Below are 16,863 nucleotides of genomic sequence, written 5' to 3' on the forward strand. Positions count from 1 at the left end.
CTTTTCATCTCTTCTATCAGAGAATTTTTATTCCCTGAAATCAAATTCAGAGCTATGTTTGGAGAAATCGGAATTGTAAGAAACGAGGCAGATGAAACTTCCCTGCAAATCCTCTCCCTTTTCAGGGAAAGCATAAGCGAAATTCGCCTGAATGAACCTGAATCAGTATCAGCATACTTCAGCCCCAGCTATTCGTATTATATCGTGGTGCATACTCCTCTGAATTTCAAATTCTCTGAAAAAAGAGAAGAATGGAACCTGCGGTTTTGCAGGAATGTCGGAGTCTCCATTGTGGAACTGGTTACAGCCGATGCCAGCAGTGCTTACGTGAGGGGTTTGATGGCTGTTAACGGGTCAAAAGTCTATTCTATCCTTCCTTTCATCTCAATAGATGCAGAAAAAGCAAAAAAAGCTAAATTCCCTGAAGACCGCATGTCCGGTGTAAGGGGCAAGGTGATCCCATCCGTGCTTCCGGAAATAAAAGGGGAAACTATCCTTGATATTGGCTGCGGTTTCGGGACACTCACAATGGAGCTTGCAAAAAATAACCCTGAATCGCAGGTTTACGGCATTGACCTTCATGATTCCCTCACAGGCCAGGCAGAAATGAATGCTGAAGTCCTCGGATTGCCAAATGTTGAGTTCAGGACAGGAAGCGCCTATGCCCTGCCTTTTGAAAAGGACTCGATAGACGCTGTAACCTGCTTTTTAATGCTCCATCACCTGGAGGATATTAAGTTCGCACTTTTTGAGATCAAAAGAGTGTTGAAAAAAGGCGGGTCATTAACTGCAGTTGAGCCGCTGGCACACCAGCACCATCACGGGCCCCAGCTTTCGGAAGCCGAATGGAAAGAGCTTTTTGAGGAAGCAGGTTTTGGTACGGAAACCGAAAATATGGAAGGAGCAGTTGTTTTGAGAGCCGTGAAAAGAGAATAATATTAATATTGAGATGAGTGATTTTAAAAATGGATTGAAAGATTTTCAGAACATGATTATGAATTTTATTTTCTTTCAATCCATCTTATCAGCTGTTCATCAAAATAATAATTTATCTCAATAACAATTCCTTGGTCGTTCCTCATTAGCTGGTTGATATTTTATCGTTGAATAATCTTTGTTCATCTGCACCTGCTTTCTGAGCTTTCCCGTGTACAGGAAATTGAGTGTACATTAAACATAAAGCGAGAGTGGAAAGCGAATATATGAATATCTGGAAAATATCAACTGATTATTGGGGGGCCACCAAAAGCTTCGGTATTAGCTTTTTACCTTTCTAAAGGCCTTTCTTTTGCAAATTGGTGAGGTGCATTCAGTATTTACTTATATGCTTATCATTAGACTCCTATTATGTCGCAATCGGTAAGGTACACGTGCTTTATTCTTATTGCGGTATTTTTTGGAGCGTTGTCTCCAGCCGCCGGATCCCTTTCTGAATCTGAAGCTGCATCTACAGATATGAACGACACTATGATGTCGGCTAACCTTACATACTACACAGAACAGCTACCGCCTTATAATTACATGGATAACGGTACGCTGAAAGGCATTTCTATCGATCTCCTTGAGGCGATCACCGAGAAAATGGGGAAGAAGGTGACCAGGGAAGAGATACATCTCGTTTCCTGGACTGAGGGGTATCAGGCTGCTCTCACCCGGAATAATACGGTTCTCTTCGTTACAGCAAGAACTCCCGAAAGAGAGCAGTCCTTCAAGTGGGTAGGGCCTATTTATTCTGATAAGTACGTTCTGTTCGCCAAGAGAGACCCTGGAGTCACAATAGACGGCCCTGAAGATCTGAAGGAATACCGGATTGGAGTTATCAGCGACGATGTAGCGGCTCAGCAGCTGCTTAATATTGGGGTAAACCAGAGCCAGATCGTGCCCAAAAGCAACGCATCCGCAAACATCGCCGCACTCGAGAATGACGAGATAGATCTCTGGGCATGTCCTGAGGAAGCAGGGAGGCACTTCACTGAACAGGTAACCGGGAACTATTATGCCTACACAGTTGTGTATCAGTTAGAAGCTCAGGATCTTTATTATGCCTTCAATAAAAATACCTCTGATTCAGTCATTAAATCCTTCCAGCAGGCACTGGATGCTCTTAAACAGGAGAAAGACTCTGCAGGCATCAGCAAATATGATCGGATCCTCGGGCAGCATATCCCATCGGTAGGCCTTGCCCGGCTCAATTACCTGACCGAAGAGTGGGCTCCATTCAATTACCAGGAGGATGGAAATGTCACCGGCATCTCTGTAGAGATACTTGAGTCCGTTTTCAAGAATATTGGCGTAAACCGTTCAGGGGCAGATGTCCGCATCGTCCCTCTGGCAGAAGGTTTCAAGATCGCACAGAACAATTCCAGCACGGTTCTTTTCTCTATTGTCCGCACAGCGGAACGCGAGCCCCTTTACAAGTGGGCAGGACCTTTTACCAGAGCCAGCTTTGTCCTCTATGCACCGATAAGCAGTAATATTACAATATCTTCTGCAGAGGACCTCAACCAGTACAGGATCGGTACAGTGGAGGCTTCCATCGAAAACGACCTCCTCGCCAGCCAGGGTGTGAGCGAATCACAGATTGTCAATGGCGAAACACCCGAAGACCTCCTTCAAATGCTGGCTGATGGTGAGATCGATCTCTGGGCAACCGGTGACCTTGCCGGGAGACACCAGATGTTACAGAGTTCAGAGGATCCCAACAACTATGAGATCGTGTATACTCTGAGCGAGAACGATTTCTATTATATCTTCAGCAAAGACGTCCCGGATGCGCTGGTCCTTGCCTTTGATAATGCGCTCGAGACAGTGCGGAAGCAGAAAGATGAGCAGGGAGTCAGCGATTATGAGAGGATAATTTACCGGAATCTGGGGGTTGGATGTGCCAGGCAGGCATTCACCGACGACCTGGTGGTGGAGCTTGTAAATACAACTGCAGCAGCAATAGAGAATAACGCTGCAGATACTTTCCGACGCATCAACGCGGGTGAAGCACCATATCGAAACCAGGAAGATCCGAGCCTCTATGTCTTCGTCTATGATATGAATTTGACTATGGTTGCTCATGCAGACAATATTCAGGTTGTCGGCGAGAACTTCAGGGGCAAAACAGATGTAACTGGCAAGCCTTTCCGTGATGACATTTTAGAAGGAGCACTGAATAACGGGACCGGCTGGGTAGATTACGTCTATATGCATCCTGTCCAGGCGAACCTGTACTATAAGACAACTTACTACAGGTTAACCCGGGGAAGCGATGGAAACTCCTACATTGTGTGCAGCGGCAATTATAAGGACTGCCATAACGAGTCCGAGGCAACACCGGCTAATAATTCCACTGCATCTCCCGAGGAACTTGTAGCATTCGTCGAGAAAGCCTTCGAATATGCTCATGTGAACGGACAGGAAGCAGCTTTCCGTGAGTTCAACAATCAGACAGGCCAGTTCGTTGATGGCGAACTCTATATTTTCGCATATGATACAAACGGCACCACTCTTGCTCTTCCCTTCCAGCCCGAAATTATCGGGACCAACCGGTGGAATCTCACGGACGCGAATGGAACACTTTTTATCCAGGATCTGATATCTACAGCAAAGTCAGGAGGGGGTTTTGTTCAATATCTCTATGCAGACCCTGCAGACAACTTCACTGTCAAACAAAAACTCAGCTACGTGATGATGGTAAACCAGAGCTGGATACTTGGGGCTGGAATTTATAATCCGCCTGAGAATTCATCGATCGTGAATGCGGGGATAGATCCCCAGGTTAGAGAGAGCCTGAAATCTTTTGTAGGGGAGGCGATTGACTATGCTAATACGAGTGGAAAAGATGCAGCGATCGCGAAATTCAATGACCAGAATGGGACTTTCGTCCGCGGCAACCTCTATGTCTATGCCTTTGATTACAACGGGACGACCCTGGCGCTTCCCTACCAGCCCCAGCTGATCGGAACCGACCTTTCCGGACTTCAGGACCCCTACGGGGTGAATTATACAAAGGTTGAGATCTTCCTCGCACAGCAGGGAGGGGGTTTCCTCTTCTACCACTACTACAATCCGGCCCGCAATATGACCCCTGAACCAAAGATGAGCTACGTCCAGAAGGTTGACGACACCTGGTGGCTCGGGGCCGGGACCTATATCGAGGACCTGAACGAGACCACTCAACCATATTAACCGACAGAAAATTATCCCGGACAATCAAACGGTCCGGGGGATTTATTTTTTCATTTAACAATGAACTCACCACTAACTATAAATTAGTCCTCTTGAGCGAGCAAAGCGAGCGAAAAGGACCCCGTCCTCCCGAGACGGGACTCGGGCGAGACGGAACTCGGGCGAGACGGAACTCGGGCGAGACGGAACTCGGGCGAGACGGAACTCTGCTTAGAAAACAATCATATCCGAAGTCCTTAGCCTGACCGTGCATTCGTCTCCGGTCTCTATTTTTAGTGAATCAAAGACTCTGTTTGCAACCTCTACCTTCAGGACATCTTCGCTTTCCGCGAGTATGAGAGACATTATCCGGCTGGTGCCTTTGTTTACCACGCTCATTATTGTCCCGTCGAACAGGTTTTTCCGGTTTTCCTTCCGGATAGCATGGATATTCTTCCTGCACACAAGCTCAATATTCTCAGGCCTGATGCCCCAGCTAACCCTTTCTCCTGCCGTGCGTTCGATATAGGGGGCAGTTATCCCGGTTCCCAGAGACCAGAGGAAAGTACATTCGGCTCCCTGCCCGTGTCCCTCGATTACCGCATCATCAAAAAGGTTTGAGAAGCCCACAAGTTCTGCAAGATAGCGGCTTTTAGGATGGTAGAATATGTCCTCAGGAGAGCCCGTCTGCTGCACCCTGCCGCCGTCAAAGACTATCATCCTGTCAGCCATGGTAAATGCTTCTACAGGGTCGTGCGTGATGAAGATTACAGGAATTCCAAGTCCTTTCTGGATCATGCGCAACTCTTTTCTCAGTTTTACGCGGACAACGGTATCCAGGGATGAAAATGGCTCGTCCAGGAGGAGGATTTCCGGATCAGGCGCGAGAGCCCGGGCAAGAGCAACTTTCTGTTTCTGCCCGCCGGAGAGCTCATCAGGGTAGGCAAACTCAAGCTCTTCAATTCCCACAAGGACCAGCATTTCGTTTGCCCTTTTCGTTTTTTCCACGGATCTTAGACCTTTTAACCCGAACTCGATATTCTGCCGGACATTCATGTGCGGGAAGAGAGCATTTTCCTGAAACATGTAACCGATTTTCCGTTTCTGAGGGGGCAGGTTTATTACAACGGGAGCGCAGAGGGTCACGAATACCCCTTCCTTTAGGTAGGGGATGAAGTGAACCCTCGCCTCTTCGTTTTTCTCTTTAAATCTCTAAATCATAGCTTCCTTGTATAATAATCGTAAATCGGACCGGAAACCGAGGCAAATTTCAATCACTTATGTTCATGAAACCTTGTTAGAGGATGCTTAATTATCTGTCCCCGAGTAACCGGGCGGGCGGCCCGAAGCATACCCCATCCTTTAGGGTGGGGTGGCCGCCCGCAGTTTGATTTTCTTTCTGCTGTCGAAATAAATACTACCGTTTATTTTTATAGCACCTGCATCCGGGATTTCCAGCCCTGCTATACAGCGGAGAGCCGTAGTTTTTCCCGAACCCGAGCAACCAAACAGGACTGAAAAACCGGAATCGGCATCAAAGCTGCAGTTCATTGAAAAGCTCGGGTTTTCTCCTTTCTTCCCATGTTTTCTTCCGTAGAATTCCTTCTCAATGTCAACTTCAATAGTCATTCAGCCTTCACCTCTTATTTTTCAGCAAGCCTGCTGGTTGCTGCAATGGTCAGGAAGGATATGGCAACCAGAACTATCACAAGCAGGCTGGCAAGTTCATTATTTCCGGTCTGGTATGCCCCATAGATGGAAAGAGGCATTGTGCCTGTCTTTCCCGGAATATTTCCAGCAACCATCAGGGTTGCCCCAAACTCTCCGACTGCTCTTGCAAAACTCAGAATACAGCCTGCGATGACGCCTTTTTTTGCAAGAGGCAGGGTTATGAAGAGAGCAGTTTCCAGTTCGTTTCTCCCGAGGATACGGGCTGCTTCCTCAACACTCCTGTCCACAGTCCCTATGGCTGAGGCGGCAGTTTTTACCATCAGGGGCAAAGAGACTACAAAGGCTGCAATGGCTGCTGCCTGCCAGGTAAAAAGTATGCCTTTTCCCGTAATTTCGGTAAAGATATTTCCTAAAATTCCGTTTTTACCGAGGAGAATAACCAGAATATAACCGGTTACAGTTGGTGGCAGAATAAGGGGAAGGGTCACGAGCGCATCAGCCAGCCATTTTCCGCTAAACTCTTTTTTTGCCAGCACATAGGCGATCAGAATACCCAGAAATGTCACAAAGAAGGTTGAAACTGCGGCAATTTTGAGAGTAAGCAAAAGAGGGCTCATGACCACCTGAAACATTTCCATTAAATCCCTTCCAAATTTTCAGGCCCTGTTCTGGTTAAAAGCCTGAATCTTATCCTTACTTTTTCAATTTACAAAGTCCTTCAATCTGTAATTTTGATTTTCTAATTCATGGCTTCTTAAAGCCGTGTTCTGCCAGAATTTCCTGCCCTCTTTTTCCGATAACGAAATTAACGAATTTTTGTGCTTTTTCCTTGCTTGAGGATTCGTTTATTACCGCTATGGGGTAAATTATAGATTCGTTAACAGGAACTGTAAGTGCTATTTCATACAGGTCTTTCCGGCAGTTTTCTGCATCTGTAATGAACACAAAACCCGCATCAACTTCTCCGGTTTCCACATAAGTGAGCACCTGCTTCACAGTTTCTCCAGGGATAACTTTACTCTCTATCTCGTCCCAGATCCCTGCATCTTCCAGTGCATGTTTTGCGTACTTGCCTGCCGGCGTAGTTTCAGGGTTTCCTATCGCAATTTTTTCTACGCTGTGTGCAGTCAGGTCTTCTAACTTTTTCGGGCTTTCTGAGCGGTTTTTCTCAGGCACCACCATTACGACGGTGTTTGCTGCAAAATCTCTTCTTGAGCTTTCTTCGATCAGACCTTTTCCAGAGAGGAGGTCCATATCACTCTCCGAAGCCGAAGCAAACACATCAACAGGTGCTCCTGACTCAATTTGCTTTCGAAGTGTTCCCGAACCTGCAAAATTCAGTTCGACCTTTGTGTCCGGGTTCTCGGCTTCGAATTCTCTGGCAATGTCAGTGAAAGCTTCAGTAAGGCTTGCTGCAGCCGAAACGGTGATGGTGGCTGTTTCTTCTTCTGTCTCATGGGAGACTGCAATAAAGGTAAGTACGGCAAGACAGAGAATTGCTGCAAAAGCCGGAAGTATCAGTTTTTTTGCCTTTCTGTCGCTTTTTTCCCTTCTGCCGCTCACTGCAATTCCTCTGCATATTCGTTTTCTGCTCCATTACCGGCATATATTTCAGATTCCGGCTGTACAGGCGCGGTGAAAGTATCCGTAGCTTCAAGGATGATGTTTGTGATCCTGTCCAGAAGTTCCAGGGCTCCCCTGTACCCGACAGTAAGGATGCGCTGTGCGCCTACCCTGTCATGGATTGGCAGTCCAACCCTTACAAGCGGGATGTCGAGTGCTCTGGCAATATATCTCCCGTTGGAGTTTCCTATCAGGATTTCAGGACTGCATTCCTTTACTGCATCTTTAAGGCTGTCAAAGTCAATCCCGTCCAGAACTACAGGTTCCAGTTCCGGCCTGATCTCTTCAAAGATTTGTTTTATTCTCTTTTCGAAGTTCCGGCTTTTGCTTCCGGTTGTTACCAGGACGGGATTCATCCCGAGTTCCAGCATGAAGGTCGTCAGGCTAAATACAGTGTCCGGGTCCCCGTAGACCGCTGCCTTTACTCCATAGAGGTACTTATGCACATCTACCATGGCATCGAGTAGCCTTCCCCTTTCTTTCTGGTATTTCTCAGGGATAGGGCATCCAAGGATACGGACCAGTTCCATAAAGAAAAGGTCGGTGTTTGAGAGCCCTATGGGGATGGGGACGTTGTGTCCGGGAACCCCGTGGGAAGTTTCGAGGTATTTCACAGCCAGGTTCGTGCTGACAACACCCAGGCCCAGGCTTGCCCTGCTGTCAGGCATATCGGCAATCTCCGAAAGCGGAGTGCCTCCGGGAGCGATTTTTGGAAGATGGTCCCGAAGTGGTGCATCAAAGGTATCGGAAATGTCCGGGAGAAAGATGTAGCCCCCTGCGGTCTGTGCAAGGATCTCTTTCATTTCCCTCACATCAGCCGGGGAGACGCTCTCGACAGGGATAATGTTGAGCTTGCCGTTTGAAGTTTTAATCGGATAGGGTGCTTCTTTCTTCATGCCAGGACTTTTTGCATTCCCCATGCTTTCCCTTGCCTTTTCTTTTTCCAGGATGTCCGTATACCCCATAATTTCCATGTTTTCCATGTAATCCATGATTTCGGTGTCTTCCGGGATTTTCGGTTTTTCCGGACTTTCAGGTTTTTCCGTAAATTTCCTTACAATGGCATCCAGGGATTTTATATATCCGCTGACATGGCTTTCCCCATAGCTGGGAGTGGAAACCGGAATGATTATTATATCTTTTTCAGGGTTGTCTCCGATCCCTTCTTCCTCTTTGAATTCCCTGATAATCGCAGGAACATCATCGCCGATCGTTTCTGCAAGGCAGGTGGTCGCAACACCTATCACCTTCGGTCTGTACCTGTTGATGACGTTCCTGAGTCCCTTTTTCAGGTTTTCCCTGCCCCCGTAGACAGCCCCTTTTTCGCTCAGGGAGCTTGAGGCAATATCCACAGGCTCCCTGAAATGGTGGGCAAGGTGCAGGCGCATATAGGTGCTGCATCCCTGGGAGCCGTGGTAGAGGATCATGGTGTTTTCAATTCCTTTAAAGGCAAGGGCACTTCCCATGGGCTGGCACATAACACAGGGGTTCACGGTTGCATAGTTTCTTTTAGTCATCTCATTGCCTCCTCATACCTCACTCTCAACTACAGCATCCTGTCCGGAGTGTAAAAACTCCGGTTTCGGGGCTAGACCCTTACACTTCTTTGAGTATGGTTTTTCGGAAACTTCTTCTTTGATTGTGGCTTTTTCCTGTCCCGATTCTACCATGGTTTTTTTCGGCTCCAGGGGTTCGGGGTTAAGGGTCCTCTGCCTGACAGCTTTCCAGACAGGGCTGTTAATGGAAGCATCCACTTCCTTTGCAAAGTTTACAAAGCCGTCAAAGCCTTCGAACTCCACCACCCTGTCGTGGTTGAAATCGCAGAAAGCAACGCCCAGCTTGTATGCGATAAACCTCTCTTTCACGCCTGCAACCATCAGGTCGGCTTTCTGTTTCACGAGCAGGTCTGCAAGTTCCAGGGGGTTTGCATCATCCACAATGACCGTCCCGTCCCGGACCGAATAGCTGATCTGCTCGTAGTCTTCCTTTTTCCCGGTCTGGGTCCCTATAATGACCACTTCCATGCCCAGTTCCGCAAAACCTTTGATAAGCGTGAGAGCTTTGGCAGGGCCTCCCATATAGATTGCGGCCTTTTTCCCTTTGATACTCTCTCTTACACGGGAAATTTCAGGCATGATACGGTTTGTTTCGGCTTCAAGAATCTTTTCTGCTTTCTTTTTCATTTCTTCCGAGCCGAAGTATTCCGCAGTTTCCCGAAGAGCAATGGAAATATCTTCGATTCCGAAGAAGCTTACAGTCTGATATGGAATCCCGTACTCCTGCTGCATCCATTTTGCAAGATAGGTCATTGATCCGCTGCACTGGACGAGGTTGAGGTCTGCTTCCGCTGCCCTTGAAATGGATTCGGCAGTCGAATCTCCGGTCATGGAGACTATGACTTCGATTCCCATCTTTTCAAAGAGGGGTTTTACGAGCCAGACATCCCCAGCCACGTTGAAGTCCCCGAGGATATTGATCTTCGGTTTTTTGATTTCCATCTTCTCGATTTTTGAGTGTTTAATATCCGGTTTTTTAGATTCAGACCTTATTTCGGATTTTTTTTCTACAGTCTTCTTTTCAGGTCTTTTTATAAGCTGCTTTAAGGCATTGCATGCAGCTTTGTATCCGTCGGACTTGTTGCCTTTGAACCCTTCGGACTTTACAGGGATTACCGGGATATTGTGCTTCTTGCTTGCTGTTTTGCATACGGCTTCCAGGTCATCTCCGATAATTCCCACAATGCATGTAGAATACACGAAAATGACAGGAGGGCGGTAGATGCCTGCCAGCTCATCAATTGCATTTGAGAGTTTTTTCTCTCCTCCGAAGACAACATCGATCTCTTTCATGTCCGTGCTGAAACTGCTGCGGTTCGTTTCGACTCCGCTGGACTTTGCACCCCTTATGTCCCAGGTATACCCTGCACAGCCTATGGGGCCGTGGACCAGATGGACTGCATCGGTTACGGGGTTTAAGACAACTCTTGCTCCCGAATATACACATGCCCTCTGGCTAATGGCTCCTGCAAGAGAGTTATTGTCGCAGGCAAGGGGAATTTCCTGCCCCTTTTCCTGTTTTCTGGTAATATACGGTTGCCTTTCTTCGAGCGTATCCACTATCCCGGTTTTCTCAATCATCTATTTCACTCCCCTCTGCTTCTGTTTTCAGATTTTTACCTGTTTTCAGAACTGCAGCGGCGGTTTTCCACTTTTTCCAATTTTGAATTTATCAGTTTGCTGTCATCTCTGAGATTTTCAGGTCAGTACCTTTCAGATCACTACCTTTATATTCAGGCTCCTTTGTTACTGGATTGTTTCAAGTAACCAGTCCGGTGCGTCCCTGTCTTTCCTGTCAAGCAGGGTATTTCCTATGCGCTCCACCAGTCGTGCAGCTCCGGCGTACCCCATGATCGGGAAGTAGTGCAGGTTTGCCCGGTCCATTATCGGGAATCCTACCCTTACAAGGGGCACATCCTCTGCCCTTGATATGAATTTCCCGTATGTGTTGCCGATGAGGAGGTCCACGGGCTTTCGCTTGATGATCTGGTGGAGCATGAAGAGGTCCCCTCCCGAGATAATATCGGCTTCCGGGTACTCGGAACCTGTGAGTCCTTCTACTTCTTTTTTGAATTCAGAGTTCTGGGTGCCGGTAAGCACCACACCCGGTTCCATGCCCATTTCCATCACAAGGCTCGTAAGCCCTGAAATTATGTCCGGGTCCCCATAGATGGCAACCTTTTTCCCATGGTAATGAGGGTGAGCATCGGTCATCATATCTACAAGCCTGCCGCGTTCATCCTCGAGTTCCGGAGGGATCGCCACATTGGCAAGTTTTGCTGCGTTCATTACGAAGCGGTCGGTGTTCCTTATCCCTATAGGGGTAGGCCCTATTTTTGCCGGAACCTTAAACTTGCTTTCCAGGATTTTTGCTGCTGATCCTCCTGCCATCCTGCAGAGGGCTATGGTCCCTGCAGAATTTGCGGAATCCTCTATATCTCCGATCGGAGTCCCTCCTTTCGGGTACATCCCCGGCTCTCCGGTAAGGGGAGCATCAAAAACATCGGTTGTGTCCGGGAAGACGATGTTCGGAATTCCCATGATTGAGAGTATGCGCTTTATTTCCCGGATATCTCCGGGTTCCACGAAGCCGGGGATAAGGTTGAGTTTTCCGTTCGGCTTGGTTTTTCTGGCAAAGGTGGTCACAAAGGACTTTACCATATTGTCATAGCCGGTTATGTGAGTGCCCACGTAACTTGGAGTGGAAGCCGCACAGATCTTGATTGATGGGTCTATGAGTTCTTCAGCCCTTACGTCTTCAATGATAACTCCCACGTCGTCTCCTATGGTTTCTGCCACGCAGGTTGTATGGATGGCAATTACTTCAGGTCTATAGATTGCAGTCAGATTTCCAAGGGCTTCCTTGAGGTTTGCTGCGCCTCCGAAAACTGCGGTACCTTCTGAGAAACTGCTGGTAGTTGCGACAGGGTTCTCGCGGTAGTGTCTGCTCAGGCACATACGCAGGTACGAAAGGCAGCCCTGTGAACCGTGGCTGTGAGGCATGCAGTTGTGGACACCAAGAGCCGCATATACCGCACCTATTGGCTGGCAGATCTTTGCAGGATTGATGGTTACTGCTTCTCTGGTTATCTCTTCACATGGGGTATAGTCTAACATTTTTCGTCCCTCCTTATTCTTCTCCTTCTCCTTTCCAGGGCGGGCGTATGAACCTCCAGGTGGGGCTGTGCATAGCCATGTCTATGTCCCTTGCGAAATTTACAACTCCGGAAAAACCGGTATAGCGTCCGCTGTAGTCATAGGAATGGATCTGCCTTGAAGGGATCCCGTGCTTTTGAGCCCAGTACTTATCCTTGATCCCTGAGCAGAAAATGTCAGGTTTAAGGGTTTTCAGGAGGGCTTCGGTTTCGTGGTGGTTGAGGTCATCTATAACAATGGTCCCATCTTTCATTTCCGGGAAGAGCCCTTCATAGTCCATGAGACCGATTTTCTTTTTCAGCTCCTCAATCCTTTCAGGACTGACTGCCGGTTTGACATTTTCATCCTTTTCGTAGTGTATATCTTCAAGGATCGAACCAAGGGCTTTTTCCTGCATGTGGGGAATGATCTGTCTGCCCTCATAGTCGTCCCTGTGAGCGAACTGGTAGCCTGCAACAACCACTTTCATGCCGAGCTCTTCAAAGAGGTTCGTGTAGTGATGGCTTCTTGAACCTCCTGCATAGATAAAGGCGGTTTTTCCCTGGAGCTTCTTTCTGTATTTCTCTATCTCGTCTCTGTACTTTGCAGTTTCTTCGGCAATGATTTCTTCAGTTTTTCTGGTGATTTCAGGGTCGTCAAAGAACTCTGCCATTTTCTTGAGTGACTTTTCAGTAGCTTTTGTACCTATGTAATTGACCTTCAGCCAGGGAATCCCGTATTTCTCTTCCATCATGCGGTTTGTGTAGTTGATGGAGCGGTGGCAGAGCAGGATGCTGAGTTTTGCTCTATGGGCCTGTGCAAGTTTATGGAATGACCCGTCTCCGGTAAAGGTTGAGACAATCCTGTACCCTATTTTTTCAAGGATCGGCTTAATTTCCCAGAGGTCTCCTCCGATATTGTATTCTCCGAATATGTTGATGTCAAACGGGGTGGGGTTTTTGATATCCTCGGTCCCGATAAGGTTCTCCATCAGGGCGTTGCTCGCAATATGGTGTCCGGCTGACTGGCTGACTCCCCTATACCCTTCACATCGGGCAGGAATTACTTTTATACCGTGTTCTTTTTCAGCTTCCCTTGAAACTGCTTCAATGTCGTCTCCTATAAGCCCGACAGGACAGGTTGCGCAGATGGTAACTGCTTCGGGATTGAAGATTTTTACAACTTCGTCAATGGCTTTCTTTAGCTTTTTTTCTCCTCCAAAGACAATATCGGTCTCCTTCATATCCGTGCATACGCAGTAATTCATGTAGTTGTCTTCGCCCTCTTCTGCCTTTGCAAAGTTTCGCCTGGTCCCCCAGGTGAAAAATGCGCAGCCTATGGGCCCGTGGACGATATGCACCATGTCTTTGATCGGCCCGAAAACCACACCTTTGGTGCCAGCAAAAGCACATCCGCGGTTTGTAAGGATTCCGGGGATTACCTTATCGTCGGCTTCAATGTGCTGTTCGGTGGAACAGTCCCTGACAACTATGTGTTTTCTCCTGTTTCTTGCAGCCTTTTCCGGGAGCGCTTTCATCATATTTTCAACAAGCTGCTGTTTGTCTCCAATCTCAGAGTTAATTTCCGCTCCCATATCACACCATCTCCTTATTCACGGTTGCTTCTCCGCTTTCTCCGGTCCTTATGCGGTATGCTTCGCTGATACTTGATACGAATATTTTTCCGTCTCCCGGATGTCCGGTCTGGTTTACCTCTATAATTTTCCGAACCACTTCGTTTACATTTTCATCATCCACCACAATGGTGAACATGCGTTTTGGAATGAAGTGAATACAGGTCTCTGCTTCCTTTTCAGGTTCTGGCAGAGGTGGGTTAAATTCAAAGCAGAGTCCTTTCTGTTTTCCGCGGCCCATCACCCTTCTCACGGTAAAGGAGGGAAAGCCGCATTCAAGGAGGACATCCTTGGTTTTCTGGACTCTGTTCATCCTGATTATTGCCGTAATCTCTTTCACGGATTTTTCCTCCAAAAATCCGGCTCAAAGTCCGGGCTTTCCAGTCCTTATGGTGTAGGCTTCTTCAACCGGGTTTACGAATATTCTTCCGTCTCCGTATTTTCCGGTCCTGGCTGCTTCCATTATGGTCTGTACAACTCTGTCCCTGTGTTCATCTTCGACAACCATCATGAGCATGGTCTTCTGCAGTTCGTCATAGTGCACGTCTGCAATATGGATCCCTTTTTGTTTCCCTCGCCCGAATACTTCCATTTTTGTAAGGGAAATGCAGCCCTCTTTTTCAAGGCTCTCGACAACCTTTGGCTCCATTCCGGGCCTTATGATCGCACGTATCATTTGCATTTCTTTATCTCCTCCGTCTGGTTCGGTGTTAACTCAGCAGTTAAGGCTCTTAATTCCTGCATTCTGCAATTATAGCTCAACAATCCCGAATTCCACCATCATGGCTTCTAACTCTTCCATAGGGAGCGGAGTCGGGACCACTAGTTTGGTGTTGTTCTGGACGTTGCTGGCGAGAGTCAGGTATTCTTTTGCCTGATTGGATTCTGGGTCAAAGTCGATCACGGTTTTTCTGTTGATTTCCGCCCTCTGAACGATGTTGTCCCTGGGCACGAAATGGATTAGCTGGCTTCCCAGTTTCTGCGCGAATGCCTCAAGAAGTTCACGTTCTCCGTCTACGTTTCTGCTGTTACAGATGATGCCTCCAAGACGGGCTCCACCTTTGGCAAACTTGGCAAGTCCTTTACAGATGTTGTTTGCTGCGTAAATTGCCATCAGTTCCCCACTGGCAACAATATAGATCTCCTTGGCTTTTCCTTCACGGATTGGCATGGCAAAACCTCCGCATACGACGTCACCAAGCACGTCGTAGAATACATAGTCAAGGTCTTCAGTGTAGGCTCCCAGGTTTTCGAGCAGCCCTATGGAAGTAATAATGCCCCTGCCTGCACATCCTACACCGGGCTCGGGCCCTCCTGATTCCACACATTTAATATTCCCAAAACCTGGCTGTACAACGACGTCAAGGTTTACTCCTTCGTCTCCTTCACTTCTGAGTGTGTCAAGCACGGTTTTCTGGTTCAGGCCGCCAAGCAGCATTCTGGTAGAGTCTGCTTTGGGGTCACATCCCACAAGGAGAATTTTGTTTCCCATAGTCGCAAGGGCTGCAGTAAGATTCTGCGTGGTAGTGGATTTTCCTATACCGCCCTTTCCGTAGATTGCTATTTGTCTCATGTTTTACCTTGCTCCTCGTTTTATTTCTTCACCGGAAGCCGGTAACCGTTGTACTATCTCATACTATTTAAATTTTTCTATAAAATGAAAACTTCCTTTCGTTTTAGTTTGTGTTTCCGGTTTTCAGGAAAGGTTTAATAAACAATTCTTAAGTAAATTGCAGAGGCAAAATAAACAACAGGAAGACTCTTTCATGATCCCGGAGACCTCTTATGACATCGTGGTGGTGGGCGCAGGCCCCGCAGGTTCCACTGCCGCATTATATGCTGCAAAGAAAGGAGCCTCTGTACTTCTCCTTGACAAAAAAAGGGAAATCGGAAGCCCTATCCAGTGTGCGGGATTTCTCCCTGATGCCTCGGAGGTTAAGGCTCTTTTGCCTGAAGCTGACCTTCCAGGAGCGCTGAAAAATTATCCTGACTCCTGCGTGCTGCAGCCAATCAGGACCCAGCGCATTATTCCCCCAAACTGCAATGCAAAAGAATTTGCTGTGAAGGGGGCGGTCCTTGACAGGAGAAGGTATGACCAGTACCTTGCAGAGCAGGCTGCAGAGGCAGGGGCTGAGCTTATGGTTAAGACCCGCGTTACAAAAATACAGGGTACGACTGTTGAAACATCAGGAATTTTCGGAAAACACACGATCAGGGCAAAAGCGATCATCGGAGCTGACGGTCCCAACTCCCTTGTCGCAAAATCCAGGGGCCTTATTATGAAACCAGAAGCAAGAGAAACATCCGTAGCCATAGAATACCAGGTGAGGAACGTTGATATTGACCCGGATGCCCTTGAGATGTATTTTGGAAAAGATTATGTTCCTGGCGGGTATGCATGGGTTTTTCCTGAGGGAAAGGACAGGGCAAATGTAGGAATCGGAATCCGGAGTTGCATGGCTGAGAAAGGGGTTTCTGCAAAAGAGTACCTGCACCGTTTTATAAAGAAACACCCTGTGGCAGGCCCAAAGCTGAAAAACGCCGTTATAATGAATGTCATTGCAGGTATTATCCCTGTTAATGGAGCTCCTGCAAATACCGCAACAGCAGATTCCCTGGTCGTCGGGGACGCAGCCGGACATATCATCGCAACGAACGGTGGTGGAATTCCTCCTGCCATGATAGCTGGAAAAATTGCAGGGGAAACTGCAGCCGAATTTGCAGCCGGGAAATGCGATCTTGAAGAGTATGACAGGCGATGGAGAGCTCAATTCGGGCAGGCGCTTGAAACTTCGGTACAGGCAAGGCAGATAATGGACGGCATAATGAAATCCGATGCCCTCATGAATGCGGCTTTCAGGTTTATTTCCCCGGAGCAGATGAAGGTCATGCAGTGCGGAAAACTCCCAGGACCTGTAAAGCTCGGGCTTCAAGCCCTCAGCCGCGGGAAAAAATAAATTTACAGGTTGGAAGTCGGGAAATACTCCTGTTCAATCTGTTTTCCTGACTTTTTTATTCATTACTGGTTTTATTCATTACTGGTTTTATTCATTACTGGTTTTATTCATTACTGGTTTTATTCATTACTGG

At 47.6% G+C, this 16,863-nt stretch carries 14 protein-coding genes; 3 read left to right on the forward strand and 11 right to left on the reverse strand.

What is annotated here, in order from left to right; all coding sequences use genetic code 11:
- The first annotated feature begins 54 nt into the window (after positions 1 to 54).
- Together MSMAS_RS03105 and MSMAS_RS03110 are read left to right on the forward strand one after the other, a co-directional pair.
- Positions 55 to 936 carry a class I SAM-dependent methyltransferase gene (locus MSMAS_RS03105; RefSeq protein ID WP_048036319.1) on the forward strand — a complete coding sequence of 294 codons (882 nt, stop codon included), beginning with the start codon at positions 55 to 57 and terminating at the stop codon, positions 934 to 936.
- Positions 937 to 1,347: 411 nt separating this feature from the next.
- Positions 1,348 to 4,176, forward strand: coding sequence for a cache domain-containing protein (locus MSMAS_RS03110; RefSeq protein ID WP_048039717.1), 2,829 nt, complete (start codon positions 1,348 to 1,350; stop codon positions 4,174 to 4,176).
- Between the two features lie 210 nt (positions 4,177 to 4,386).
- Here MSMAS_RS03110 and MSMAS_RS03115 read toward each other — a convergent pair whose 3' ends face one another.
- From MSMAS_RS03115 to nifH, 11 genes are all read right to left on the reverse strand, one after another.
- Entirely contained in the window at positions 4,387 to 5,301 is a 915-nt protein-coding gene (locus MSMAS_RS03115) for an ABC transporter ATP-binding protein (protein ID WP_230633336.1), read from the reverse strand.
- Positions 5,302 to 5,517: 216 nt separating this feature from the next.
- Complete coding sequence (locus MSMAS_RS19850; protein WP_048046319.1) at positions 5,518 to 5,784, reverse strand: ATP-binding cassette domain-containing protein; 267 nt, start codon at positions 5,782 to 5,784, stop codon at positions 5,518 to 5,520.
- Positions 5,785 to 5,798: 14 nt separating this feature from the next.
- Positions 5,799 to 6,464: a molybdate ABC transporter permease subunit gene (gene modB / locus MSMAS_RS03125; RefSeq protein ID WP_011032678.1), complete on the reverse strand. Its 666-nt coding sequence runs from the start codon at positions 6,462 to 6,464 to the stop codon at positions 5,799 to 5,801.
- Positions 6,465 to 6,570: 106 nt separating this feature from the next.
- On the reverse strand, positions 6,571 to 7,389 hold the full coding sequence (gene modA / locus MSMAS_RS03130) for a molybdate ABC transporter substrate-binding protein (protein WP_011032677.1): 819 nt from the start codon (positions 7,387 to 7,389) through the stop codon (positions 6,571 to 6,573).
- Entirely contained in the window at positions 7,386 to 8,966 is a 1,581-nt protein-coding gene (locus MSMAS_RS03135) for a nitrogenase component 1 (protein WP_048039723.1), read from the reverse strand. The genes modA and MSMAS_RS03135 overlap by 4 nt, the downstream gene beginning before the upstream one ends.
- 12 nt (positions 8,967 to 8,978) lie before the next feature.
- Positions 8,979 to 10,586, reverse strand: a complete 1,608-nt coding sequence (gene nifE / locus MSMAS_RS03140; protein WP_048039725.1) for a nitrogenase iron-molybdenum cofactor biosynthesis protein NifE — start codon at positions 10,584 to 10,586, stop codon at positions 8,979 to 8,981.
- A gap of 165 nt (positions 10,587 to 10,751) precedes the next feature.
- On the reverse strand, positions 10,752 to 12,122 hold the full coding sequence (gene nifK, locus MSMAS_RS03145; RefSeq protein WP_048039727.1) for a nitrogenase molybdenum-iron protein subunit beta: 1,371 nt from the start codon (positions 12,120 to 12,122) through the stop codon (positions 10,752 to 10,754).
- A 13-nt stretch (positions 12,123 to 12,135) separates the two neighbouring features.
- Positions 12,136 to 13,734, reverse strand: coding sequence for a nitrogenase molybdenum-iron protein alpha chain (nifD, locus tag MSMAS_RS03150; RefSeq protein ID WP_011032673.1), 1,599 nt, complete (start codon positions 13,732 to 13,734; stop codon positions 12,136 to 12,138).
- A 1-nt stretch (position 13,735) separates the two neighbouring features.
- Positions 13,736 to 14,113: a P-II family nitrogen regulator gene (locus tag MSMAS_RS03155; RefSeq protein ID WP_015411305.1), complete on the reverse strand. Its 378-nt coding sequence runs from the start codon at positions 14,111 to 14,113 to the stop codon at positions 13,736 to 13,738.
- Between the two features lie 24 nt (positions 14,114 to 14,137).
- On the reverse strand, positions 14,138 to 14,455 hold the full coding sequence (locus tag MSMAS_RS03160; RefSeq protein ID WP_011032671.1) for a P-II family nitrogen regulator: 318 nt from the start codon (positions 14,453 to 14,455) through the stop codon (positions 14,138 to 14,140).
- A gap of 69 nt (positions 14,456 to 14,524) precedes the next feature.
- Entirely contained in the window at positions 14,525 to 15,346 is an 822-nt protein-coding gene (gene nifH, locus MSMAS_RS03165) for a nitrogenase iron protein (RefSeq protein WP_015411304.1), read from the reverse strand.
- 193 nt (positions 15,347 to 15,539) lie between these two features.
- On the opposite strand from nifH, the gene MSMAS_RS03170 reads away from it, so the two are divergent.
- Positions 15,540 to 16,730, forward strand: a complete 1,191-nt coding sequence (locus MSMAS_RS03170; protein ID WP_048038999.1) for a geranylgeranyl reductase family protein — start codon at positions 15,540 to 15,542, stop codon at positions 16,728 to 16,730.
- The last annotated feature ends 133 nt before the right edge of the window (positions 16,731 to 16,863 follow it).

Source organism: Methanosarcina mazei S-6 (assembly GCF_000970205.1).
Classification (GTDB): domain Archaea; phylum Halobacteriota; class Methanosarcinia; order Methanosarcinales; family Methanosarcinaceae; genus Methanosarcina; species Methanosarcina mazei.